Annotated in this window: 22 protein-coding genes and 2 pseudogenes; 5 read left to right on the top strand and 19 right to left on the bottom strand. The window is 65.3% G+C overall.

From position 1 onward, the window contains the following. Positions 1-279: 279 nt before the first annotated feature. On the bottom strand, positions 280-2,352 hold the full coding sequence (locus AWC16_RS19585) for an alkyl/aryl-sulfatase (protein WP_234812351.1): 2,073 nt from the start codon (positions 2,350-2,352) through the stop codon (positions 280-282). 199 nt (positions 2,353-2,551) lie between these two features. Here AWC16_RS19585 and AWC16_RS25800 point away from each other — a divergent pair, with 199 nt between their 5' ends. Further along, positions 2,552-3,076 carry an FAD-binding protein gene (locus AWC16_RS25800; RefSeq protein WP_420094307.1) on the top strand — a complete coding sequence of 175 codons (525 nt, stop codon included), beginning with the start codon at positions 2,552-2,554 and terminating at the stop codon, positions 3,074-3,076. Then, positions 2,961-4,292: a GMC family oxidoreductase gene (locus AWC16_RS19580; RefSeq protein WP_420094309.1), complete on the top strand. Its 1,332-nt coding sequence runs from the start codon at positions 2,961-2,963 to the stop codon at positions 4,290-4,292. The genes AWC16_RS25800 and AWC16_RS19580 overlap by 116 nt, the downstream gene beginning before the upstream one ends. A gap of 86 nt (positions 4,293-4,378) precedes the next feature. Here the strand turns inward: AWC16_RS19580 and AWC16_RS19575 are convergent, their stop codons facing one another. Continuing rightward, a complete protein-coding gene (locus AWC16_RS19575; protein ID WP_085266420.1) occupies positions 4,379-5,770 on the bottom strand; it encodes an ISNCY family transposase in 1,392 nt (463 codons plus the stop codon). A gap of 180 nt (positions 5,771-5,950) precedes the next feature. On the opposite strand from AWC16_RS19575, the pseudogene AWC16_RS19570 reads away from it, so the two are divergent. Continuing rightward, positions 5,951-6,223: pseudogene (locus AWC16_RS19570) on the top strand (Rieske (2Fe-2S) protein); the annotation flags it as partial. Positions 6,224-6,337: 114 nt separating this feature from the next. Here AWC16_RS19570 and AWC16_RS19565 read toward each other — a convergent pair. The 10 genes from AWC16_RS19565 to AWC16_RS19520 are packed head-to-tail and all read right to left on the bottom strand — an operon-like array spanning position 6,338 to position 16,979. Further along, positions 6,338-6,940, bottom strand: a complete 603-nt coding sequence (locus AWC16_RS19565; RefSeq protein WP_085266385.1) for a YfgM family protein — start codon at positions 6,938-6,940, stop codon at positions 6,338-6,340. Further along, positions 6,937-8,187 carry an MlaD family protein gene (locus AWC16_RS19560; protein ID WP_085266384.1) on the bottom strand — a complete coding sequence of 417 codons (1,251 nt, stop codon included), beginning with the start codon at positions 8,185-8,187 and terminating at the stop codon, positions 6,937-6,939. The genes AWC16_RS19565 and AWC16_RS19560 overlap by 4 nt, the downstream gene beginning before the upstream one ends. After that, positions 8,184-9,293 carry an MlaD family protein gene (locus tag AWC16_RS19555; RefSeq protein ID WP_085266383.1) on the bottom strand — a complete coding sequence of 370 codons (1,110 nt, stop codon included), beginning with the start codon at positions 9,291-9,293 and terminating at the stop codon, positions 8,184-8,186. Before AWC16_RS19555 ends, AWC16_RS19560 begins: the two co-directional genes overlap by 4 nt. Beyond that, positions 9,290-10,390, bottom strand: a complete 1,101-nt coding sequence (locus AWC16_RS19550; protein WP_085266382.1) for an MlaD family protein — start codon at positions 10,388-10,390, stop codon at positions 9,290-9,292. Before AWC16_RS19550 ends, AWC16_RS19555 begins: the two co-directional genes overlap by 4 nt. Further along, the gene (locus tag AWC16_RS19545) at positions 10,387-11,427 is read right to left on the bottom strand and encodes an MCE family protein (RefSeq protein WP_085266381.1); all 1,041 of its coding nucleotides are present in this window, start codon (positions 11,425-11,427) and stop codon (positions 10,387-10,389) included. Before AWC16_RS19545 ends, AWC16_RS19550 begins: the two co-directional genes overlap by 4 nt. A 14-nt stretch (positions 11,428-11,441) precedes the next feature. Then, complete coding sequence (locus AWC16_RS19540) at positions 11,442-12,494, bottom strand: MCE family protein (protein ID WP_085266380.1); 1,053 nt, start codon at positions 12,492-12,494, stop codon at positions 11,442-11,444. Beyond that, positions 12,491-13,903 (bottom strand): MlaD family protein, encoded by a 1,413-nt coding sequence (locus tag AWC16_RS19535; protein ID WP_085266379.1) that lies wholly within the window; start codon positions 13,901-13,903, stop codon positions 12,491-12,493. Before AWC16_RS19535 ends, AWC16_RS19540 begins: the two co-directional genes overlap by 4 nt. Before the next feature lie 2 nt (positions 13,904-13,905). After that, positions 13,906-14,763 carry an ABC transporter permease gene (locus AWC16_RS19530; RefSeq protein WP_085266378.1) on the bottom strand — a complete coding sequence of 286 codons (858 nt, stop codon included), beginning with the start codon at positions 14,761-14,763 and terminating at the stop codon, positions 13,906-13,908. A gap of 27 nt (positions 14,764-14,790) precedes the next feature. Further along, positions 14,791-15,645 (bottom strand): MlaE family ABC transporter permease, encoded by an 855-nt coding sequence (locus tag AWC16_RS19525; RefSeq protein ID WP_109561505.1) that lies wholly within the window; start codon positions 15,643-15,645, stop codon positions 14,791-14,793. Beyond that, a complete protein-coding gene (locus AWC16_RS19520; RefSeq protein ID WP_085266377.1) occupies positions 15,642-16,979 on the bottom strand; it encodes a cytochrome P450 in 1,338 nt (445 codons plus the stop codon). Before AWC16_RS19520 ends, AWC16_RS19525 begins: the two co-directional genes overlap by 4 nt. A 71-nt stretch (positions 16,980-17,050) precedes the next feature. Here AWC16_RS19520 and AWC16_RS19515 point away from each other — a divergent pair, with 71 nt between their 5' ends. Continuing rightward, positions 17,051-17,668: a TetR/AcrR family transcriptional regulator gene (locus AWC16_RS19515; protein ID WP_085266376.1), complete on the top strand. Its 618-nt coding sequence runs from the start codon at positions 17,051-17,053 to the stop codon at positions 17,666-17,668. Between the two features lie 223 nt (positions 17,669-17,891). Here the strand turns inward: AWC16_RS19515 and AWC16_RS19510 are convergent, their stop codons facing one another. From AWC16_RS19510 to AWC16_RS19490, 7 genes are all read right to left on the bottom strand, one after another. Next, positions 17,892-18,077, bottom strand: a complete 186-nt coding sequence (locus AWC16_RS19510) for a hypothetical protein (protein WP_085266375.1) — start codon at positions 18,075-18,077, stop codon at positions 17,892-17,894. A 74-nt stretch (positions 18,078-18,151) separates the two neighbouring features. Then, complete coding sequence (locus AWC16_RS19505; RefSeq protein ID WP_085266374.1) at positions 18,152-18,511, bottom strand: hypothetical protein; 360 nt, start codon at positions 18,509-18,511, stop codon at positions 18,152-18,154. A 17-nt stretch (positions 18,512-18,528) separates the two neighbouring features. Next, entirely contained in the window at positions 18,529-18,762 is a 234-nt protein-coding gene (locus AWC16_RS24525; protein WP_085266373.1) for a hypothetical protein, read from the bottom strand. After that, entirely contained in the window at positions 18,759-18,926 is a 168-nt protein-coding gene (locus AWC16_RS24520) for a hypothetical protein (protein WP_165759271.1), read from the bottom strand. The genes AWC16_RS24525 and AWC16_RS24520 overlap by 4 nt, the downstream gene beginning before the upstream one ends. Then, positions 18,923-19,090 (bottom strand): hypothetical protein, encoded by a 168-nt coding sequence (locus tag AWC16_RS24515; protein ID WP_165759270.1) that lies wholly within the window; start codon positions 19,088-19,090, stop codon positions 18,923-18,925. Before AWC16_RS24515 ends, AWC16_RS24520 begins: the two co-directional genes overlap by 4 nt. A gap of 323 nt (positions 19,091-19,413) precedes the next feature. After that, the gene (locus AWC16_RS19495; protein WP_133056010.1) at positions 19,414-20,253 is read right to left on the bottom strand and encodes a hypothetical protein; all 840 of its coding nucleotides are present in this window, start codon (positions 20,251-20,253) and stop codon (positions 19,414-19,416) included. A gap of 246 nt (positions 20,254-20,499) precedes the next feature. Beyond that, on the bottom strand, positions 20,500-21,561 hold the full coding sequence (locus AWC16_RS19490) for a DNA cytosine methyltransferase (RefSeq protein ID WP_109561504.1): 1,062 nt from the start codon (positions 21,559-21,561) through the stop codon (positions 20,500-20,502). A 222-nt stretch (positions 21,562-21,783) separates the two neighbouring features. Between AWC16_RS19490 and polA the strand changes: the two are divergent. Beyond that, a pseudogene (gene polA, locus AWC16_RS19485) lies at positions 21,784-23,532 on the top strand (DNA polymerase I); the annotation flags it as partial. Between the last annotated feature and the right edge of the window lie 45 nt (positions 23,533-23,577).

Here is a 23,577-nt window from a genome sequence, read left to right as displayed (position 1 = left end):
CCCCGGGAAATAGCTCCGGCGAAATCCGGAACACTACGCCCGGGGTCGACGCCTACACGTCGTCGGCGGCTGCGACTGCCACGGAACTGGCCATGGAGCCACCTCATCGAACATGGCTGGGCCACATTACAACCCGGCTAAAACCACACCCCGTACCCCGACGACCAGGATCAGGAGAACCGGCGGAACTCAGCGCCGGGGTACAAACCTGCACCCCTCTCGATCACCCAGCCCGACCACAAACATTCAACACATCGCAGGCCTGATGAAAGATCGAGGCTAGGGCGTGACGATGTTGAACCAGAACGGGAAGGTGTCGAGCAGGCCGACGAAGTCCTCCACCGATTGGCGATTGCCGTCCAGGGTGACCTGATTCTGATCGATACCGTCGGTCAGCTTGAGGTTGCCCATCTGGATCTGGTTCATGGTGTCCTTGGTCAGCGTGAGGCTGGCATCGGCATCGCCGATGGTGCCCGGCGCGTAGTTGAGCACCCCGTTCTCGACGACCAGCGTGTAGTCCTGGTTCAGATCGTCGAATGTGACGTTGAGTTTGATGTTCTTGCCCGCGGCATTGGGGCCGTTGAGCCGCACACCGAGGTAGTCGAACATCATTTCCGGTGGCATCGCCTCGATGGTGTCGGGACTCGCGGTGTCGACCCCGCCGGCCGTGGGCACACCGTTGCGCAACTCGTAGGCGCCCTGCAGATACACCGAGCGCCACGGTCCCGATTCGGCCTGATAGCCCATCTGTTCGTAGCTGTCGGCCAGCAGGTTCTTGGCATCGACATTCTCCGGGTTCGCGAACACCACCTGCTTGAGCACCGTCGCCGTCCAGCGGTACTCACCCTTGTCGAAATCCGCCTTGGCCTTCTCCAGGACAGCGTCCGCACCGCCCATGTACTCGACGTACTTCTTGGCCGCCGGTTCCGGCGGCAGATCGTCGAGATCTGAGGGGTTGCCGTCGTACCACCCCATGTAGCGCTGGTACACCGCCCGCGAATTGTGCTTCAACGTGCCGTAATACCCACGGTCCGGCCAGAAATCGTTGATCTCCGGCGGGAACGAGATCTCCTCGGCGATCTCCGAGCCGATGTAACCCTCGTTCATCAACCGCACCGACTGGTCGTGGATGTACTTGTACATGTCCCGCTGGCGCTTCCAGTAGTCGATGATCTTTTCGTTGCTCCACATCGGCCAATGGTGGCTCTGAAACTTCACCTCGGTGTTCGGCCCGTAGGTGCGGATGGTCTCATCCAGGTACTGCGCCCAGATCCGGGCATCGCGCACCACGGCGCCACGCAGCGTGAGGATGTTGTGCATGGTGTTGGTGGTGTTCTCGGCCATCCACATCGCCTTGAACTGCGGGAAGAAGGTGTTCATCTCCGACGGTGCCTCGGTGCCCGGCGTCATCTGGAACTCCATCTCGACGCCGTCGATCGTCATCTTGGTGCCGGTGGTGCTGATGATGTCGGTCGGGATGATCAGGGTGGGCTCGCCGGTCGAGGTCGTTTGGCCGAGCCCACCGTTGACGCCGCCCTGGGCATTGCGTGGCAGCAACGCACCGTACATGTAGATCGCGCGACGCGACATCGCATTGCCGGCGATCACGTTCTCGCTCACGGAGTGCTCGACGAACCCTTCCGGCGCGATGATCTTGACTCGGCCCGAGTCCACATCGGCCTGGTTGACGATGCCGCGCACACCGCCGTAGTGGTCGACGTGCGAATGACTGTGCACCACCGCGTGAATCGGCCGGTCGCCACGGTTCTTGGTGACCAATTCATGTGCGGCCCTCGCAGTCTCCGGTGAGATCAACGGGTCGAACACGATCCATCCGGTGTCACCCTGCACATAGGTGATGTTGGACAGGTCGTAGCCACGCACCTGGTAGACCTTGTCCGGCACCACCTCGAACAGCCCGTAGTGCATGCACAACTGGGCGTTGCGCCACAGGCTCGGGTTGACGGTGTCGGGCGCATCCTTGTCATCGGCGATGTAGGTCTTGTACTCCTCCATGTCCCAGATGACGTCGCCGTTGTCGTTTTTGATCGTCAGCGTCTGCGGGCGGTCGATCAGACCACGGGCGGCGTCCTCGAAATCGGACCGGTCGTTGAACGGCAGCGAGTCGAGCACCTTCTGGTTGGCGGCCTTGGTCGCATCGCTGGCGCCCTTGACGGTGTTGTCGAACTGCAGCGCTTCCACGCCGTCCGACGACGAACCGCCGCCATTGGAGTTGCACGCACTGAGCACACTGCCGGCGGCGACCGTACCGACACCGACCAGGCCCAGCCGGGCCAACATCGAGCGGCGGGACAATCGCCCACCGAATTCAGCGACGCCAGCATCATTCACAGACTGCGAAGAATTCGTCGGTTCCATGTCTGCAGACGTTATGCCCAACCGCGCCGCCCACATAGCCGAAACACGCAGACGCACAGATTCCGGTCAGGCGTCATCAATAGTGGTGCGCCGAATAGCGATATTCGGGTCCGCGTTGGCCGTAACGTCTGAAACAACTTCCGCGCTCCAACAGCCCAAGGAGAGTACGGACGTGAGTGGTATCGACGCGCATTACGACGTCATCGTCGTCGGATCGGGGTTCGGCGGCAGCGTGGCCGCCCTGCGGGCCGCCGAAAAGGGATACTCCGTCGCGGTGATGGAGTCCGGCAAACGCTGGGCCGACGAGGACATCCCGAACACCAACTGGGAGGTCGGCAAGTTCGTCTGGCAGCCCGAACTGGAGATGTTCGGCATCCAGCGCGTCGAGTTCCTCGACGACGTGCTGGTGCTGTCCGGAGCCGGAGTCGGCGGTGGCTCCCACGTGTACGGCAACACCCTTTACGTGCCGCCCAAGCAGTTCTTCGACGCCCGCGAGTGGGCGTCGATCACCGACTGGGCCGACGAGATGGCCCCCTACATCGATCAGGCCCGCCGCATGCTCGGCGTGGTCCGTGCCCTACCTGCCAACCGACGTCGACCGGCACATGCGCAAAGTCGCCACCGACATGGGCATGGGGCAAACGTTCAACCGGGCACCGGTCGGGGTCTACTTCGGCCAACCCGGTGTAGAGGCTGACGACCCCTACTTCGGCGGTGCCGGCCCGCGCCGCACCGGCTGCGTGAACTGCGGCGACTGCATGATCGGCGGCGGACGAAACTCCAAGAACAAACTGACCGTCAACTACCTGTACCTGGCCGAGAAACTCGGCGCCCAGATCCATGAGCTCAGCGAGGTCTACGAACGCACCCCACTCGACGCCGGCGGGTTCGAGGTCCGCACCCGCCACCCCGGATGGGCCCAGCGCGCCGTGCACCTGCACCACCACCATTACACCGCCGATCAAGTGATCGTGGCGGCGCACGCCTACGGTACCGCCAAACTGCTGCTGCACATGCAGGCTGACGGCAAGCTCACCGGCATGTCCAGTGAGCTCGGGCAGCGGGCCCGCACCAACTCCGAGCAGTTGCTGAACGTGATCCGCCCCCATGGCGAATGGCGGGAACATCCCGAACAGATCCACATCACCCCGGGCTCGGTGTCGATCACCTCCGGGGTGTGGCCGGACGCCCAGACCAGCATCGAACCCGTCTATTACGGGCCCGGCAGCAACATCATGGCCTTCCTGTTCACCTATCACCAGCACGGTGAACAGCAACACCCCACCCGGGAATGGTTCAAGAAGATGATCAGCGATCCCGCGGAGGTGTTCAGCGCCAACGACATCCGGCACTGGTCCGAACGGATGGCCGTGCTGTTGTGCATGCAGGCCGGCGACACCTCGATCGAGCTGTACTGGAAGCACGGCATGCTGCGCAGCCGAAAGAGCGGCGGCACCCCACCACCACCCGTGCACATCCCGGTCGTCGAAGAGTTCGCCAGCCGACTCGCCGCCGACATGGACAGCAGACAGAACGCGCTGCTGTTCGAAGTGGTCAACCGCACCGCCTCCGCGCATTTCATCGGCGGCGTCCCCATCGGCGACAGTCCGGACAGTGGTGCCGTCGACCCGTATCAGCGGGTGTTCGGCCATCCCGGACTGCACGTGATGGACGGCAGCGTCATGCCCGCCAACCCCGGCGTGAACCCCTCCCTGATGATCACCGCGATGGCCGAACGCGCAATGTCGTTGTGGCCCAACAAAGGCGAACCCGACACCCGCCCACCACTGGGATCGGGCTACCAGCGCATCGCCGCGGTCGTGCCTCATCGGCCGGTCGTCCCCGCCGGCGCACCCGCCGAACTGCGCCTGGACGCCCGCCACGAAGACGTCATCCCCGACTACCTCTACTAGCTACTTCGACCTGAAAAAGGATTGATGGTCGGTGCGGCTCGATGGTGGTTCTGGCGTCGAGGGGACTCTGGCGCTGACATCGGTTGTCATCCGGCCAGAGCGCTGATCTTGACCAGGTTGTGGGCGAGGACTCCATGTCCGCACCAGGTGCGGGCTCCGGTCAGGGTGGTCAGTTCAGTGCGGTTCCATCCGTAGCTGCGCTTGAGGTGATTGATCCGCCCTTCGCATCCGGTCCGCCATTTGATCTTGGCCCGGAAAGCCTTTCGATGTTCGAACTCCCGCCGGGCAGCGCCGGGTCTACTGGCACGTGGGATGGCCACCCTGCGGACTCCGAGCTCATGCAGGTCGTTGTCGACGGAGGCGTAGCCGTAGCCGCGGTCGGCGGTCACCGCCGTTGGGGCACGCCCGGTCCGGTCGGTGATGCGGGCGATCGCCGGAGCCAACTGTGGCGCGTCAGCCGGGTTACCGATCTGCACGCTGTGGTCGAGGATGACTCCGTCGGCGTTATCGACGACCTGGGCCTTGTAGCCGAATTCCACCGGCTTGCCGAGCCGGCCCTTGCGGATCGGGCGCGCGTCGACGTCGTGGAAGCTCACGATCCGGCTCGCCGAATCCGGCATCACCCCGGCCAGCCGACTGCGAGTCTGCGCGATCACCTGCCCGGTGCGTATTAGCAGGGTGGCCAGGTCGTTGATCGCCCGCTGCAGCCGTCCGCGGCGACGACCCGTCGCAGTGCGTAATCCTCTGCGTGCGTTGCGCAAGACCGCGTCGGCGTCGGCGATGGCCGCTGCGGCGACGTCGGCCAACTGGCCGGTGATCCGCAGCACCGCGGCCTGACCCTCCTCACGGGCGGCCGCACCGCGCAGCCGCAGCTTGGCTGCGATCGCCCGGGCCCGCTGACCTGCCGAACGACTGCGATCACGCACCCGAGTGCGGGTGGCTCCGCCGGCGGCCTGAATCCGTCTGACCGTCGTGGCGATCCCGCCGACGGCCTTGGCCAACAACCCTGAATCGGTCGGATAGGCCACCGCGGCTTCCACCACCGTGGTGTCGGCGCGGACCTTGTCAGTGCGGATCAGCTTCGCCGTAGCCGCCTTGGCCAGCAAGGCGTCGTTGAGCCCGGCGACCGCTGCCTCACCGCAACGGCTGGTCAGCTTCATCAGCGTGGTCGGATGCGGCACCCGTGTCCCGAACGGGATACGGCAGAACCGCTGCCAAGAAATCGAATCGCCCACCTCACGGCACAATGACTCAAAGCCCAGCCGGTAGCGGAACTTCAAAAACATCATCCGTAGATAGGTTTCCATCGGCACCGACGGACGCCCGATCCGCGGATCGAAGTACGGCGTGAACGGCGCGAAGAACACCGGATCATCCAGCAGAGCGTCCACCCGGGCCAACTCGGCGGGCAACACCAACAGCTCCGCAGGCAGGATTGCATCCCACAACGACAGCTGGTCATTTACAGTTCTGAGCACGATGGCCTCGATCCCTTCTACCCAAGGGTTCGAGGCCATCATCGCGTCAAATCACCGCCCGCTCAGCCACCGCCACGCCACGACTTTTTCAGGTCGAAGTAGCTAGTCCGAAAGCGAGGACACCATGAGCATGCCGACGACAAGCACACCGCGCCGTCTCGGGGTGCCGCCGACCTCGACGAAGGTGCGGTCAACCCCTACTACCTGCACGACCTCAAACGACGCATCTCGGTGGCCCGCGTCGACGGCCGTCTCTACGCCTTCGACGACCTGTGTCCCAACGACGAGGTCCCGCTCTCCTCGGGCCTACTCACCGGCACCACGATCATGTGCCAGTGCGACGGATCACGCTTCGACATCACCACCGGTGCCGTACTCAACGGACCCGCCACCACGCCACTGACCACCTACCAAGCTTCTGGAACAGACGGGGCCATCGTCGCCGCACTCTGACACGGCGACCGCGGGCACGTCGGCGTGGAATCACCCTGCATCTCCACACCGGTCGCAGCCGAAAACTGAACCCAGCTTCCACCGCCCGCAGCGATCTGGGACCGCCCGCTCATCTCACGGCAACTCGACCTTGCCGGCCAACCAGCGACCGTCCACCTTCTCCATCGTCATCTTGATGCGGCTGCGGTCGATCCGTGGGTCGGGGACTGCCAGGTTGCTCACCGATTGATCCACGAACAGCAGTACTTCGACCTTGTCGATGGTCGCTGATCTGATCGCCGCGTCGACCACGGTGCCGTGCGCGGACGCCTTGTTGTCGGCGAGGAGTTGATGCAACTGCGTGCTCGATTTGGCGTACATATCCTTGAACTCGCCAGTCGCACCGTCGAGGACGGCCGAGAAGTTCTGGTCCAGGCTCTTGGTGTCGATACTGGTGAGCGTGACGGCATAGGTCTTGGCCGTGTTCAGTGCCTGCGCTGCGGCCACATCTGCTTGATGCTGTCGATACAGTAGCCAGCCTTCGTAACCGGCCACAGCCCCCGCGGCGAGCACCATGATCGCCGCGACCCAGCGCACGGCGCGGCCACTGTCCCAGCGGCCGGGCACCGGCACCGACACTTCGGGCTGGTCGGGCACAGCGCTGTCATCGGTGTCGGCGCCTTCGAGGTCGCCGTCAGTGCGTGAGGTCATAGGTGTCCTTGGTGGTCGTCGAGTCATCGTGATGGTGGCCTCGGTTCCGGTGGTGGCGGGGCGTCACCGGGAATTGGCATCGGCCAAACAGGTCCCCCGTAGGGGGTCGGTGCGGTCCATCGTGTCTGCGGCGTGGGATCGGCCGTCTGGTTCAGGTCGGCGCCGGGCGGCGGGCCCGCGGTGTCGTCGCCGGCGGGACGCGGCGCGTTGCGCGCGCCCCGGACCAGCACCGACGGGTCCGCATTCGGGCAGAACGTGTTTCGCCGTGGCTCTGGATAGTCGGCCGCCGACGGTACCCCGCGGGGTGTCATGTAGTCGCACGTGTATCGGGGGTAGATGTCGGCGATCGCCCATGCCGCGTGCTCATGGAAGATGGTCGTGAGGTTCTCCAGCATCGACCCCCGCACCTCGGGCCCGGGGAACAACGCGTTGAGCGCTGGCACCCGGACATAGGACAGTTGCGCGACGGTGGCCAGATTTCCCAGCAGCTGGATCATGGTTTCGGAGTTGTTCGCGAAGAGGCTGTCGACGGCACCGAGGGTGCGGGGGGTTTGCGTCAGCAGGGTGCGGTACCCGCCGTCCATCTGCCGCATTCCGGCGAACACACTGCCCAACTGGGAACCAGTGGCCGCCAATCCGGGATTCGTGTCGACCAGCGTCGAGAACGACATGCGGCTCGTTTTCAGTAGGTCCACTGTCTGAGGCAGCACGCCGTCGAGGGTGGAGATCAGGAACGTTCCGCCGTCGAGGATCGCCCCCAGCTTGTCGGGGCCCTCCGCGCTGACGCCGAGTTCGTGACGGATGACGGCCAGCTTCGCGGGATCCAATTGGGCCAGCGCACCGTCGGCGTCGGCCAGCACCTGGGCGAGGGTGACGGGTGTGGTGGCTCGACCGGGTTCGATGACGGCGCCGTCGGTCAGAAAGGGTGGGCCGCTGGACTGCGGCCGGAAGTCGAGGTACTGCTCACCGGCCGGCGAGAGACCGGACACCCGAACCGCGGTGTCGACGGGGATGTGCACGCGCTGTTCGATTGACACCCGCGCGGTCACGCCGCCGTTCTCCAAAGTCAACGACGTGACCCGACCGATCGGCACCCCGCGCAGGGTGACGTCCTGGTTGGGCAGTAGGCCACCCGACTCTGCCAGTGGCACAACCACTTCGAACGTGCGGCTGGCTGGGTTGATGCGCAACGCTCCGAAGTACAGGTAGGCTATACCGGCCACCAGGATTACGACCAGCGACAGGACCGAGAGCTTCGTCCGGATGCCGGTCATGGGCCCTGCCCCACGACGCGTTCCTGCAGTCGGAAGAGAACGTACTTCAGGCTGCCGACCAGATAGTTCCAGTCGGCCCGCTTCGGGCCGTGGAACGCCGGGTCGCCGGGATAGCCGATGTCGGGCCAGTTACCGAGCGCCAGCTTGGAGATCGTGACATCGACACCGATTGAGGTTCCCGACGTGGCTCTGGTGATTACGGGAAGTAGCCGATTCAGCGCGGCCAGGCTCGTGTCCGGGTGCAGCGCAACGTCGTTGAAGGCACGGGAGATGGCGTTGAGGTCGGCGATGGTGCTGCGCGTGTCGGTGCCCTGAATCGAGGGGAACTTCGACACCTGCGCGGCGATGCCGCCCAGCGAGTCGGCCAGGTCGGCCAGCTGGGTGGTGTCCAGAGCACCCAGCGCGGGTGCGGAGGCGTCGAGCAGGTCGTCGATGGTGTCCTGGCGACTGTTCAGGGTGTCGATGAGGCGCGACGTGGCCTCCAGGGTGGACTGGATCTGCGCGGACCGCCCGGCGAGCGTGCCCAGCAAGCGGTTCGATTGGTCGATCAGATCGCCGAACACCTCGCCGTGGTCACCGGCGCTCTTTCCGAGTCCGTTGACGAGTTTGGACAGGTCGCGAACCACGCCGCCGTTGACCAGTACCGCCGCCGAGGTCAGGACACCTTCGACGGTGGCGGCCGACGCGGTGGACGGCAATCCCAGTCGCTCGCCGTCGGCGAGGTAGCCGTCGCGCGGGGTCACCGGTGGTTTCACCGCGACGAACACATCGCCGAGCGGCGTGGCGGTGCGCAACTCGGCGGTCGACCCGATCGGCAGCCGGACGCCGTCGCGGATACGCAGGGTGACGACTGCCGTGTAGTCAACGGCCGCCATGGACTGGACCTCGCCGATGTCAGCGCCGGACAACCGCACCTTGGCCTTGGCGGGCAGATTCAGCGCATCGGCGAAGGTCGCGGTGAGCGTGTACGAATCGGCACCCAACGTGGGAGCCGGCAGCGGCAGTTTGTCCAGGCCCGGTGCGGCGCATCCGGCGAGAACCAGCGCAACCGCTGCCGCCGCGGCGATGCGCCGTACCTGCGCCGCGGGTCTCCGATCCGGCGTCATTGGCCCATCCGCGTCATCGAATCGAGCATGAAGCTCAGGCCGAAATCCGGCCCGTAGTCCTGCAATGTTCCGGTACTGCAGCCCAGTTGGCGCAAACCCATCATGTTGCACAGTTCCTTGGCGAACTGGCTGTCGAACAGGATCTTGTCGACCAGGGCATGCACCCGCAGTGTCCCGGTGTGCGGGTCGATCGCATTGTCGACGTTGTCGATCATCAGCGGCAGCACGTCGAACGTCTCGGCTAGTTCGCGCTGATTGTCGTTCACGGACTTCGTCACCGCGGCACCGTTCTGCAGCAGTCCCTTGATGGTGTCCTCGTTGTCCTCCAGCAGTGCGGCGGCCTGCTCGAGCACCTCGTTCATTTTCCTTCCGGTGGTCCCGGTGCCGAACCGTTCGGCGGCGAGGATCTCACTGGTGGCACGTACCATCGACCCGAACTGCCGCACCGTTGCATCGTTGTCCGACATGGCTTTCGTCAGCGAGTGCAGCCCGGTGATGATCGTGCTGAGGTCGTCGTTGGTGTCCGCGCCGTCGGATGTCATCCGCAAGGCCTTCGACAACTCCCCGAGGGCGGACTTGATGTTCTCGCCGTTGCCGGCCGCTGCCGAGGCCCCGGCGTTGACCAATTCTGCCAGCGGCCCGCCACCTTGGCCGTCGCCACCCATGTCCGAGGCAAGCCGGTCGATCATGGCCAGCACCCGGTCGAAACCGACCGGTGTTCGGGTCCGGTCCGGTGGAATCAGATCGTGGTTCTGCAGCGTCGGACCCTCGGTGTAGGGCGGCGACAGGGCAACCCGGCGGTCGGTCAGCACCGACGTCGAGATCGTCGCCGCCATCACATCCGCGGGCACCTGGACATCGCGGTCGATGCTGAGTTCGACTTCGACGTACATGTCCTTCGGTGTGACACGGGTGACCGAACCGACCTGGATGCCGAGGATTTCGACGGCGTTGCCTTCGTAGAGGCCGGAGGCCTCGTCGAACAGTGCCGTGACGGTGATCGGACCGCGCTCGCCCGTGGATCTGGAGACGACGAGGTAGCCGAATCCCGCCAGCATGAGCAGTATCGCGAGGCCGGCCATGAAGATCTTCCTCATGCGCAATCCTTGAAGTATTCGATCATGTGGAATTGCTTGGCCCGGCCGCTGATCGCGCACATCCAGTCGTCGACGAGCAGTCCGTTGGTGAGATTGAACTCGAGCGACGGTGAGTAGCCGGTCGCGTTCGTGATGTTTCGGATCGGGAGCGGAAGTGCCTGCAGCAGGTTGCGGAACAGGTCGTCGTGTTCGCTGATCATCGCGGTCAGGTCACGCATGCTGACCAGCATCTCCTCGAACGCTGCGCGGTCCGGCCCGACAGCGCGGCTGAGCAGGTCGACGATCCGGGTCAGTGCGGCCATCATCTGGCTGAAAGCCGCCCTGCGAGAAACGAACTCGCCCAGCAGGTCCCGCCCCTGGTACACCAGTTGACCGAGGCCGGCCTGCTGGCGCTGCAGGGTGCTGGTGATGGTCTGCGTTGCTTCCAGCAGGGCGCCGATCTGATCACGGCGGTCGGCGATGATCTCGGACAGCGTGCGCAGATTGGTCATCGCCGGGGGCAGTGCGGCCGGCAACCCGTCGAGTTGGTTGGCGAGAACGCCCATCGCGCTGGCCATCTGCGCGGTGTCCAGAGTTTCGACGGTGGTGGTCGCGTCGGCCAGCAACGCCTGCAGATCGTAGGGAACCTCGGTGTAGGACATCCCAATCCGGTTGTTCTGGAGGCGATTCGGCCCGGCCGGCCGCAGTTCGAGGTAGCGCGAACCCAACAACGTCGTCAACTTGATCGCAGCCCGCGTCTGGCTGCCCAGCGGGACATCGCTTCGTACCCGCAGGTCCACGACGACCTTGGTCCCGGCCAGACTCACCCGTTGGACTTCACCCACGCTCACGCCCGCCACCGTCACATTGTCACCAGCCCGCAATTGAGCGGCCTGCAGGAAATCGGCCTGATAGTGCGTGTAGCCGGCCCCGGCGGATCGGCCGATCAGCAGCCCGGCCAGCAGCACCACCACCAGCGACAGCGCAATCACACCGACCCACAGCGGAGGGTAGGACTCCAGCGGGCGATCGCGCACCGTTCGGATCGTTGCGGACATTCGTTGCTTGAATCTCATTCGGCCGGTCTGCATTTCTGTGAGTTCTTCACGTCGTCGCCCGGTGAGGCACGTCGCACGATCGCGGGCACCAGATCGTTGAGTCCGGGGAAGAAGCCCATGAGGTTGAGGCTGCACGCGTAGGCGTTGCCGTAGCTGCCGTCCTGCGACACCCGCGCCAGACCCTTGAGCAGCAGCGGCAGATTCGAACCCAGAAACGCTATCTGGTCGTGGTTCTCGACCATGTGTGCGGCGAATCCCGGTTCCCGGTGCACCATCTCGCTGAACTGCGGGTAGGTGTTGTCGCCGATGGCCGCGAGGCGTTCGGAAACGTGTCGCAGCGCGCCGACCGACGAGACCACGGTGTCGCGACGCTGGTTCAGCTCGGTCACCACCCGGCGTGCGTTGTCGATGACGCTGTTGAGGTTGTCGTCTTGGCGTGCCAGATCCGTCGCGACGGAGTTGAGGCCGTCGATGAGGTCACCGAGCATCTGGTCGCGGCCGGCGAAGGCGGCGGTGAGTTCGGTGCTCTGGGAGACAAAATGGGCGATGGCGGCCGAATCGCCCTGAAAGGCGTCCAGCAGGGCCTTCGACAGTTTGTCGGCTTCCGCGGGGTCGAGCAGGGTGAACAGTGGTTCGAATCCGTTCAGCAGGGCTCCGACGTCGAACGACGGTTCGGTGTGGTCCACCGGCAGTTCAGCACCCGGGGACAGCCGCCGGGCGGGGTCGCCGATCCGGCCCCGGGACAGCCCCAGATATCGCTGACCCACGATGTTCTGATACCGCACCGAGGCCACGGTGTTCCCGTAGATCACCTGGTCGCTGTGGATGCGGAAGGTCACCTTCGCGAGGCTCCCGGCGAGGGAAACCGATTCGACCCGGCCCACCCGCACCCCGGCGGTGCGCACGTCGTCTCCTTCGCGCAAACCGGTTGCGTCGGTGAACATGGCCGAGTACTCATCGGTGCGTCCGGTGGTGTCCCGGCTCAGCGTGCCGTACACCAGAGTGGTCGCCACGGCCGCCACCACCAGGAACAACGCGAAGCCGATACCGGCGGATCGGGATCTCAAGACCCACCCGCCGCATCCGGATCCGGACTGACACTCACCTGGGTTCCGCGCGCCACCGGCCCGAGCAGCAGTTGCTGGGCCGGGCTGACCTGCCCGCCGAGGATCGCCGAAAGTGCGTCGCGCTCACCGGGACTGCCCACCGGGCCGACGTTGCCGCCGTAGGAGGCCGGTGCGACAACCCCGGCGGGCGACGGCGCGGGGGCGTCGGGGTCGGCGATCAGGTCCGGTGCCGGCAGCACCGCGTCCGGCGGCGGCGCCAGATCCGGCGGTGGTCGGTAGCTTTCCGGCAGCAGCTTGTCCGGCAGGGCGTAACGGGCGGGTACATCGGGGGCGGATTGGCAACTGGGCCCCTTGAGTGGCCCGAAGCGCGGACAGTCGGCACGCAGGTACGTCCATACCGGCGTGAAGGACACGATCACCTTGATCGCGAACAGTTGACGTTCAGAATTCCACCCCTGGGTCAGCACGGCGTCGGACAGTCGGCGTATTCGGGTCGCGATGGGCACGAACTGGTCCTGGTTCATAGCCAATACGCCGATCACCGGTTCGAGATGGGTGGTGATACCGATCAGTCGGTCGATGTGGTTGTTGATCGCCGTCGACACGGTTCCGGAGGTTCGTAGTCCCGCCGACAGCAGACTGTCCAGTTGCGCCTCCTGCTCGGCGACCGTCCGCAGCGGAACGACGGCTTGCTCCAACGAGTCCAGCAGGCCCGGGGCAGTGGAATTGAGTGCGCGCGTCATTTCGTTGAGCGCCGTAACGGTGGACGGCCCGTGTGGGTCGGCCGATACGAGTTGGTTCAACTCGGTGAGGATGCGCTGTAGGCGCGCCCCCGAGCGCAGCAGTTCGTCGCCGCGTCCGTCGGTGGCCTGGGCAGCCAATCTCATGATCCCCACGGGCGGGTCGGTGTCGGAGCGTTCGGTCGCCGCCAGGATCTGGCGCAGCCGATCGGTGGTGTTCTGGAACAACACCGTCGGTAGTTCGGCGTCCTCGGCGAGGACCGCGCCGTCGTGCAGGTGTTCGCCGTAACCATGGTCGACAAGCTGAACCGACGAGACTGCGAACACATTGCTCGGTACTACCCGCGCGGTGACGGTGTTTGGTATCCCCAGCGCTGCTTCGGGTTTGAGGTCGATGTGCACGATGTTGGGTTGACCGTCCTGGGCCGGTTCCACCCTGTTGACCGCGCCGACCAGCAGCCCGCGGAACTTCACGTCGGCCCGTTCCGGCAGGCCATCGCCGACGTTGACCATTTCGGCGCGCACCCGGACCCGCTGGTCAAGTCGTCCCTGCGACTTGGCCAGCAGTACACCGGTGACGAGCGCGATGACGACAAGCACGATCGCACCGCCGAGCAACAGTTGGCGGTCGGACCAGCCGCGTCCACTGACATCGAACGAATTCGCCATACCTAACCGCCGAACCTCGCCCCGGCGTCTATCCCCCACAGCGCCATGGTCAACAGCATGTTCAAGGTGACGACGACGGTGATGGCCGATCGCATGGCATGACCGGCGGCCACCCCGACACCTTCGGGTCCACCCCTCGCGAAGAACCCGAAGTAACATTGGATGGCCGCGGCAATCCACACGAAGACGACCGCCTTGAGCACCGAGAGCACCACGTCGTTGGGGCTCAACATCATTGAGAAGTAATGAAGGTACGCCCCGGAGGAGCCACCGCCGGAGAACCGGACCACGACCTGGGCCGACACATAGCTCATACCCAGACACATGATGTACAGCGGTACCACCGCCACCGCCGATGCCAGCAGCCTTGTGGTCACCAGGTAGGGAATCGGCCGGATGGCCAGCGAGTCCAGCGCGTCGATCTCCTCGTTGATCCGCATCGCCCCGAGTTGTGCGGTGAATCGGCAACCTGCCTGCATGGCGAACGCCAGCGCGGCCATCATCGGAGCCAGTTCGCGGGTGGACACCAACGAGGAGACGAATCCCGTCGCCGGACCCAAGCCCAACAGATCCAGCAGGTTGTACCCTTCGATCCCGATCAACGCCCCGGCGGTGATACCGAGAACCGCGGCGACTCCGGCTGTTCCGCCGCCGGCAACCAAGGATCCGTTACCCCACGTCACATCCGAGAGCAGCCGGAAGAACTCATGCCGGTAGTGGCGCAGCGCCACCGGGATCGATGCGATGGCCTCGATGAAGTAGGACAGCATGTGGCCGAGCCTGCGCATGCTCTGCGCGACGGTGCCTGCCGCCGTGAGCAGCACCTGCGCACCGGGCGGCCGGTAGGTTGCTAGCGCCATGCCGAGACGCCCTGTGTGCCCATCAGGTCACAACCCGTGCCGTGGTACCAGGAGCACATACGCCTGGCTGATCGCGACGTTGATGACCATCAACACCAGAATCGACTCCACCACCGCCGCGTTCACCGAGTTGGCCACCCCCGCAGGGCCGCCGGTGGTGCGCAGTCCCTTGTCACAGGCGACGACCGCCACGATCAGCCCGAACAGCACAGCCTTCAGTAACGCGATCAGCAGATCGCCGGATGTGGCGAACGATGAGAAAGTGGCCACGAAACTGCCCGGCGCCCCATGCTGGAAGTAGATGTTGAACAGGTAACTCGCCAAAAACCCCACCAGGCAGGTGATTCCGGTGAGGCCGACGCCCACGAGCATCGCCGCCGCCGCCCGTGGGACCACCAATCGACGAATCGGCGACACCCCCATCACTTCCAGCGCGTCGATCTCTTCGCGCATGGTCCGCGATCCCAGGTCAGCGCAGATCGCGGATCCGACGGCCGATGCCATCAACACCGCTGCCACCAACGAGGCCCCCTGGCGCACCACCGCCAGTCCGCTGGCCGCACCGGCCAGTGAGGTAGCGCCCACCTGCCCGGCCAACAACGCGAACTGGATGGACAGCGTGACCGCGATCGGGATCGCGACCAACAGTGTTGGCAGCACAGCACTTCCGGCCATGAACGCACCCTGGCGGACGAACTCCTTGGCCGGAAAGCGCCTGGCGAGGACGTCGACGACGAGGTATTGCAGACAGCGCACCCCCAGCACCGCCTGGCTTCCCACCGTCTCGATGGCAGCGACCGGATGCGCACGCAGATACGACCGTGCGGCATCGACGGCCACTGCTCCCCGGCTGGGACTCAACAGCCCGATAGCCGGCATCATGCGTCCCGGGCGGACAGCACGTGCATGCGGTGCCGGTGGCTGATCGTCAGGGATGGGTCGTAGACGATCCGCGGCGGCCTCTCGGCGTCCACGAGGCGGATCTGGAAGTGGTGGACGATGGATGCCACCGCCGTATGGAGCAGGGCATCGCCCATGCTGGCACCCAGGCAGATGTGCGGACCGGCGCCGTACGGGGCGAAGGAGCGCCCCTTGTACTCACTACGTTCCAGCCGTCCTACGTCCAAGCGCATGGGAGAGGGGAACTTCTCGGCGTCGAAATGGTCGGCCGTGGTGTACAGCAAGACGTCCTGCCCGCGACGGATGCGGCAGCCGGCGAAGTCGAAATCGTCGACAGCGGTGCGATACATCGCGAACGCGGCGGGGTAGAGCCGCAGACACTCGTGGATGAGGCCGGACAGGTTCGGACATGCCCGCAGGGCGGTTACATCTGGTGAACCGCCTGCGGCCGTGTAGCATTCGTCCACTTCGGCCCGGACCAGGGCAAGAAGTTCGGGGCGGCGGTGCAGTTCGTAGAGCGCGAAACCAAGGGTCGCGCCCACCGTGTCCACGCCGGCGATGAAGGGTAGCGCGGCTGCCGTGCGGGTATCTGCGGCGCCGAACGATTCGGGAAGTTGCTGCCTCCCAGTGCGGACACGGGCGAACCAGCCGTCCGTCGCGGGTGTATCACCGTCGATCTCCCGGGCGGTCAGGTCGGACAGGAACGCGTCCCAGACCTGCTTGCTCCGCTTGTAGGCGGGAAGCCGCAGCGCAGCACTCGGCCACTTCCCGAGTAGCAGGGCGTTCGACTGCCAGCGGAAGGTCTCGATCATGGCCCTGGCCACGGGTTCTTCCACCGCCTCGGCAGCGCCGGTGGTCACATGGTGGACCAGCCGGGTCACCAGAAGTCGTGTGGTGGAGTTGATTTCGACTGGAGCACCGCCCACGGCGGAATCGAGGGTCTCCCGGATCCGCACGTCGGCGGTCTGCTGGTACTCGCCGACGGCCTTGCGGGACAGCACGTCGCCGTAGAGCCGTCGCTGTGCCTGGTGCTCCGGCCCGTCCAGGGCGACGATCTGGTGCACGGCCTGATGCTCTTTCAGAAGTCGGTTCCAGAACGGGCCGCTGATGAGCGCACTCTTGCCTTCCTTTTGGGCGAATCGGTTCGCCTCGGCACCGGCGAGAACGACGAAGTCGCGCCCCGGGGCATGCAGCGCGAACACCGGGCCGGCCTGTTGGTAGGCGGCACGGAGCAGGCCCAGTGGATCCCGCAGCAAGGGCAGGGCATGCCCAAGCGCAGGCAAACGGCCGAGTCCTTGCACCTCCGGGGGATTCATCACCGTTAAACTGATACCATCAGGTTTCTGAATGTGCAAGGATCGGATTCGTCCGCCGAGTTAGGAGGGCCATGGCACGACCACGCAAAGCCGAACGCCCGGAGTCGCTTCGGCAGCGCATCGTCGACGTGGCCACTGAACTCTTCGCCGATCAGGGCTACGCCGATACGTCACTCGCCCAAATCGCGAAAGGGGTGGGCATCCGAGCCCAATCGATCGCGAATCACTTCGCATCCAAGGAAGACCTTTACGACGCAGTGGTGTCGGCCTTCTACCAACGGCAGATTGCCGACCTCGATCCGGCCGAATTCGGTTCCGCCGGTGACGGCGCGGCCGTTCTCGCCAAACGCATCTCGGCGTTTTCGGTTCGAGATCGGAACATGTTGGTCACCATCACGGCCGAAGCACTGGTTGCGGGCCGGGGCGCCGAGGTCATCGACCGGGAGTTCGGCCCGGTGATCGACGTCATCGTGTCGGCGCTGGGCACCGATGCGGACTTCCCCGCCAGAGAGTTGGTCTCGCTGGCCGTCCTGGGAATGGTTTTCGCGCTGGACGCACCGCGGCTACCACCGGCCACCCGCGCCCTGCGTGACCGCGTGCTGGGCGAGCGGCCGAGAATGGAAGAAGCGGGACGACTCCTCCTCGACGCCGTCCTCCCGGCTACTGCAGATCCCACACCACCACGCTGATCAACGCGGACCACCTCGAGCCCATGCGCCCGAATTCCGGCGCAGATCGTTGAGCAGAGGTCGATATCTCGCCGAGGAATGGGCCGCGAGCGTCTACGCGGCAGCAGGTATAGCTGAAGCGCAGGCATGACCGAAGCCCGCACCCGCTAGCCGGTTACACCGTTACAGATAACGCCGTGTTCGACGTGGAAACTCCATAGCGGACCGCACGTCGGTAACAGTCCTACACACCCCGCGACCCGTTACAGATAAAGCTATCAACCATGTAGTAGGAGATCGTGCCGTCGTCGGTGTCCCAATCGACGCCGATGCGGCTGCCGATGGGCTCTCCGGCGATCACCCCTACCGTGCCAACACGTCCGGTCGCAATTTCCTGAACTGGCTGGTTGATGGTAAAACTCTGGTCCATCGCTGCCTCCGTTGTGGATTGGTACTTCCGGTACTTCCGGTACTTTCGTGACGCTGATGGCTGGGTTGGGAGCCTCAGCAGAACTCGCAGGCAAGGAACGGCACACCGCGCGTCGCCATGTCATAGGTGTAGCCGGTTGCCGTTGCCGACAAAGTGCGGATGTGCGTCTTCACTGTTGGGTCGTCGGCCGGGCGCCTCGTCGCCATTTCAAAGAAGGCGTTGACGTCTTGTACCTCGTGGTACTCCGATACGATCGCCCGCCCTGCGCTGGCAACGAACTCGCGCCACTGGGCAACCGAATCCAGCTGGAGCAGTGGGTGCGCCCGGAACAAGAAGTCCCACCCCGCCGACTTCTTACCGATGTGCAGTCCGGCCGTTTCAGCGCCGGCCAGTTCGGCGATATCAGGTCCAGTGACGTAGTAGTTGGTCCCCATCGTGATGCTCCCGGTGGCTAGGTCGGCGCAGCGCCGAGAGTGCGTAGCAGTTGTTGATAGGCGTCGCCACCGTCTGTTATCTCGAGATTGATGATGGCCCAGACTGTTTCATCGACCGGCGGCGGCTGTCCGGTGTCCATATAGGTGCCGTCACGATAGATGACACGATACGTTTCGCCCATGGTGTCAGCCCTGCCCCAGGCCAGGGGCAGCGAAGCGCCCACGGATCGCGGCGAGGCCCGCGAGGTCACCCATCAACGAACACATCCTTCCCGTGCACCTCGGCCCAGGCCATGACCTGGTCCTGCGGGTCATCGAGTCGCAGGAGCGGGCACCAGCGGACGTTGGTACCGATCACGGCGCCGGTGTCCATATCGATGAGGACTCCGTCGGACCCGTATTCGAGCTTCCTCACGGTACGTACACCTCCACTCCGTTGCGCTCCGCCTCGTCGCTGATCTCCGAGTCCGACTGGTCGACGTCGACGCCCTCGGCCACGTAGCGGACATTCGTGCCGATCACAGTGCCGGTGTCGAGGTCGACGATGACGCCGGCTGATCGGTTGTCGAGCTTCTGCACGAGGTCTCCTTGGCTGCGGGTAGTTCCGCTTCGCGCGGTACATCAACCTTCACCGTACGCAGCAGGAAGGCGGAATCTGCCGCCGCGACGCGCCCAGGCGGCAGATCCCGCGCACTTCAGAAAACCGTGCCGGAAAGCATTCTCAGGCTTCCCAGCAATGCGATCGATCAATCGGCCAATTGCCCTGGTGGGTGCCGTGTCTCCCGCAGCGGTTGGCACGTCGCGGACAGGTTGTTCGACGACTGCCGCGATGAGCGCGCGGCCCGGGGCGGCGGGGGGGATGCCGACTTATCGTTCATCCATCCCCGCCGGCCGCTAGGTGTTCAGATGAGAAACTCGAATGCTGCGGCGACGTCGTCGAGCGTCACGTCCGCCGAGGAGCCTTGTTCGTCAATGCTGGAACGCAGGAGCGCTTGGGCGATGGCCTTGTCAGCGAGGTCATGGGCCTGATCGGCGGTTCCCTGCAGCACAGTTCTGCTTGGTTTCCGGGAGAGTCTGGCGTCGATGACATCTTGGATGGTGAAGCCGAGGGCGGTCCCGGTCATCTCGCCGATGCGCTGCATTGTGATGGCGACGAGGTCCTCGTCTGACAGATAGATAAGCTCGATCGGGGTAGTGCCCTGCCATCGATATGTAATCTCGACTGCCAGACCGCACTTCGCGCGGTTACGGTCCAAATACGCCGGGTCGTAGATGGCGGTCCCACCAATCCGAATGATCTGACTCGGCAATGGTGAGGCATTTCGCGCTGGTTCGATTTCAGCGGCCGGTATCGAGCCCGTGGTTCCTAGCACCCAGGCTTGCGCGAACGCCGTGGCGATCTTCGTTTCCCAGAGCCCTTGCTCGGGAGCAAAGATCCGGACTGTGAGATCGAGTGCAGGTGATTCGCTGCAGCCTGCCCCGACCATGACGTACTGGATCAGCAGGGTGCGTAGCTTTTGCAGCGCGTCACCCTGGCCCACAACGGCGGCGGTGGCTTCGTCGAAGTGACGCACGGCCTGGACGGCTGCCGCCGCGGTATCCGTGGTTGGTACTGGCGGCGTTTGGTGTGCTGCGGCTGCTGCTTCCTCTGAAACGGCCGCGAGGGCCGCGGTGTAGGAACCACCGTTTTCGCTCTGGTGTTTGCGGGCGGCTTCTTTGCGCGCGCTTGGGGTGTTGGACATGTCAGTGACCCTCCTGATCATGGGCGCAGCCGTGTTCCGCACTCACGCCTCGCCCCTGCGGAATCAGGATGGTGGTGGCACTGCCGCGTTGCCCGAGGGACATTCCTCCGTGACGCCGGGATGCGAGTGCGGTTCGCTTTCCCGTCTGGAGTGGCCGCATCGCGGTGAGGCGGCTGCTGTCGATGCTACCCACTCGCATCGTGCTCAACGGACCGCGACACCAGCGCCCTACACCTTCCCCGCGGGTCATGAAGCCATCGCCTCTCGTGCAGTCTCCGCCTGGTAAAGGGCGTCGAGGTACCGGCGGGGGGCGGAGCTCCAGGGGGACCCTGTGGCGGCTGCGAGGACTGCGGCGGCCGCCGGCGGAGCGACGACGTCAGCGAGTTGGTGGAACTGTCGGGTGCGGCTTCCCTGCCACGGGTAGTTCCGCGGGAAACCTTGCAGCAGCCCGGCTTCGGAGGCTGAGAACTGTTCGCCGGTGGACTCGCGGACCCATGATCGGGCTTTTTCGGTGAGACACCAGCCGGTCTTGTCGGCCGAGAACAGGTTGCCGCCGGTGGCACGCCGGTTACCGCGAGTGCGGATTTCCTCGCCGGCGGGCCACCCGAGGACGTCGGCGATGCTGCGCTGAGGCCAGCGAACCAATGGCGGGTAGTGGTCGGCGCCGCACACCGGGCGCCACCGGTTTGCGACCAGAAAGACCCTGTTCCGGCGAACCGGCATTCCCAGGTTGGCCGCGTCAAGAGTGAAGACGTCCACGCCTTCCCACCCTTGGGACAGCAGTTCGGCGGCGATGTCTTCGAACATGAACTCCGCTGTCGGAACTTGTTCGAGAGCAATCCATTCCAGGTCCGGCAGACCAAGGCCGAAACGGATGGTCTGCGCTGCCAGCGCGGTACGCGGGTCTGATGCGGCCCGCAACTCTTCGGCAATGTCGTCCCATGAGCACGTGCATTCATGGCTTCCCGCGTGCGTGATGACATCGAGGATGATCTGCATGTCGTGGGTGCCACTGCGGAGGCCGCCGGTACTGAACGTGGGGCACGGACTCGAGCAGATGTAGCCGGTGATCCCCGGAAAGTCGGCGGGCTCCAGTGTGGTGATGTCGGCAACGATGCGGCGGTGGCCGGCGGCGGTGGCCGCCCTTGCCGCCAGGTGATCGATCTCGACGCCAAGGATGCCGGCCGGATCCATGCCGATGATCGCGGCACCGACGTCCCAGCCACCGGGGCCGGCGAAGGCATCGAGCACCCGCGCCGCCGCTCCGCGGCGACCCTCATGCTCCCGCAGGTTCCGAAGTCTGGTCATCGTGAGCTACGCCCCTTCCCGGGCTCACATCCCGGCTACTGGCCGGAATCAAGGTGGACCCCAAGGGCCCCTGTAGTGGGGAGCGTACCGCCGGCGCAGCCAGCGGGCTCCGAGCGACGCGCTGCGCATGCCACCACCGCGCACTACCCCGGCCCCTACAGTTGAGCGGTGACGACAGCGCCCGACGACTCCCTCGCCGACGCTTTCCCATGCACCGGCAGCGCGCTGCCTCCAGGCGCTGTCGCCGCGTGGCTGGCCGAACACGTCGCCGACGGGCGTCGTGCCGGGCTGGCCGTGATCGGCAGCCACCGCAGCTTCGACAGCGACGCCACCGGGTTGGCGATCGCCACCGCCGCCGGTGAGGGTGGCTACATCGACGCCGCGGCGCTGACCACCGACGCCGACGCCGCGCTGAGCGCCTGGCTTGCCGACTCGACCAAGCCCAAGGCGCTACACGAGGCGAAGCTGGCCATGCACGCTCTGGCCGGGCGCGGATGGACGCTAAACGGTGTCACCTGCGACACCGCCCTGGCCGCCTACCTGGTTCGGCCCGGGCAACGCAGCGTCAGCCTCGACGACCTCGCGGCGCACTACCTACCGGAGCAGCACCACGCGGCCACCACGATCGGACCGACAGACTTCGGCGGCCATGATGCACCGGAAAGACACACCGCGCTGCGTCACGCACAGACCGTGCTGACTCTCGCCGGCGCCCTGGACGCCGAGCTGGCCCGCATCGACTCCGTGGCCCTGCTCGCCGACATCGAACTGCCGTTGCAGCGGGTACTGGCCGATTTGGAGCGCACCGGGATCGCCATCGACCTCGACCGGCTCGACGAGCTGCACGAACAGCTCTGCGCTGCCATCGATACAACCGAGCTCAACGCTTTCACCGCGATCGGTAACCGGCGAATCAATCTCGGCTCACCCAAGCAGCTGCAGGCCGTACTCTTCGACCAGCTCCGCATGCCTAAGACCAAACGCACCAAGACCGGCTACACCACCGACGCCGACGCGCTGCAGACCCTGTTCGACAAGACCGGCCACCCGTTCCTAGACCACCTGCTGACCCACCGCGACGTCACCCGGCTGAAGGTGACCGTCGACGGGCTGCTGAAATCCGTTGCCTCCGATGGCCGTATCCACACCACGCTGAATCAGACCATCGCTGCGACTGGCAGGCTTTCTTCTACCGAACCCAACCTGCAGAACATCCCGATCCGCACCGATGCCGGCCGGCAGATCCGCGACGCCTTCGTGGTCGGTGCCGGCTACACGGAGCTGATGACCGTCGACTACAGCCAGATCGAGATGCGCATCATGGCGCACCTGTCGGGCGATGCGGGCCTGATCGAGGCGTTCAACACCGGCGAGGACCTGCACTCGTTCGTCGGGTCGCGCGCCTTCGGCGTGCCCATCGACGAGGTCACCCCGGATATGCGGCGCCGCGTCAAGGCGATGTCCTACGGCCTGGCCTACGGGTTGAGCGCCTACGGGCTGGCCTCCCAGCTCAAGATCTCCACCGAAGAGGCCAAAGAGCAGATGGACGCCTACTTCGAGCGATTCGGGCGGGTGCGCGACTACCTGCACGAGGTCGTCGAGCAGGCCCGCAAGGACGGCTACACCTCGACCGTGCTGGGCCGGCGGCGCTACCTGCCGGAGCTCGACAGCAGCAACCGCCAGGTCCGGGAATCCGCCGAACGCGCGGCACTCAACGCCCCGATCCAGGGCAGCGCCGCCGACATCATCAAGGTCGCGATGATCAACGTCGACCAGGCGTTGAAGGCCTCCGGGCTGCGGTCGCGGATGCTGCTGCAGGTGCACGACGAACTGCTCTTCGAGGTCGCCGACGGCGAACGCGAACCGTTGGAGGCACTCGTGCGCGACAAGATGGGCAGCGCCCACGAGCTCAGCGTTCCCCTGGAGGTGGCGGTCGGTTACGGGCGCAGTTGGGACGCCGCCGCACACTAGTTGCCGGCGGGCCCATTAGCCGCGCCCAGCCGTGCTGGCCGGCGC

This window comes from Mycolicibacter longobardus (genome assembly GCF_002102265.1).
GTDB lineage: Bacteria > Actinomycetota > Actinomycetes > Mycobacteriales > Mycobacteriaceae > Mycobacterium > Mycobacterium longobardum.
This window is presented reverse-complemented; position numbering and strand designations above follow the sequence as displayed.

What these genes read in the sequence shown, in the direction of transcription:
- AWC16_RS19565 (WP_085266385.1), bottom strand. Translation starts at nt 6,940, where the DNA reads ATGACTCGACGACCACCAAGGACACCTATGACCTCACGCACTGACGGC.
- AWC16_RS19560 (WP_085266384.1), bottom strand. Translation starts at nt 8,187, where the DNA reads ATGACCGGCATCCGGACGAAGCTCTCGGTCCTGTCGCTGGTCGTAATC.
- AWC16_RS19555 (WP_085266383.1), bottom strand. Translation starts at nt 9,293, where the DNA reads ATGACGCCGGATCGGAGACCCGCGGCGCAGGTACGGCGCATCGCCGCG.
- AWC16_RS19550 (WP_085266382.1), bottom strand. Translation starts at nt 10,390, where the DNA reads ATGAGGAAGATCTTCATGGCCGGCCTCGCGATACTGCTCATGCTGGCG.
- AWC16_RS19545 (WP_085266381.1), bottom strand. Translation starts at nt 11,427, where the DNA reads ATGTCCGCAACGATCCGAACGGTGCGCGATCGCCCGCTGGAGTCCTAC.
- AWC16_RS19535 (WP_085266379.1), bottom strand. Translation starts at nt 13,903, where the DNA reads ATGGCGAATTCGTTCGATGTCAGTGGACGCGGCTGGTCCGACCGCCAA.
- AWC16_RS19530 (WP_085266378.1), bottom strand. Translation starts at nt 14,763, where the DNA reads ATGGCGCTAGCAACCTACCGGCCGCCCGGTGCGCAGGTGCTGCTCACG.
- AWC16_RS19525 (WP_109561505.1), bottom strand. Translation starts at nt 15,645, where the DNA reads ATGATGCCGGCTATCGGGCTGTTGAGTCCCAGCCGGGGAGCAGTGGCC.
- AWC16_RS19520 (WP_085266377.1), bottom strand. Translation starts at nt 16,979, where the DNA reads ATGAATCCCCCGGAGGTGCAAGGACTCGGCCGTTTGCCTGCGCTTGGG.
- AWC16_RS19515 (WP_085266376.1), top strand. Translation starts at nt 17,051, where the DNA reads ATGGCACGACCACGCAAAGCCGAACGCCCGGAGTCGCTTCGGCAGCGC.
- AWC16_RS19510 (WP_085266375.1), bottom strand. Translation starts at nt 18,077, where the DNA reads ATGGACCAGAGTTTTACCATCAACCAGCCAGTTCAGGAAATTGCGACC.
- AWC16_RS19505 (WP_085266374.1), bottom strand. Translation starts at nt 18,511, where the DNA reads ATGGGGACCAACTACTACGTCACTGGACCTGATATCGCCGAACTGGCC.
- AWC16_RS19495 (WP_133056010.1), bottom strand. Translation starts at nt 20,253, where the DNA reads ATGTCCAACACCCCAAGCGCGCGCAAAGAAGCCGCCCGCAAACACCAG.
- AWC16_RS19490 (WP_109561504.1), bottom strand. Translation starts at nt 21,561, where the DNA reads ATGACCAGACTTCGGAACCTGCGGGAGCATGAGGGTCGCCGCGGAGCG.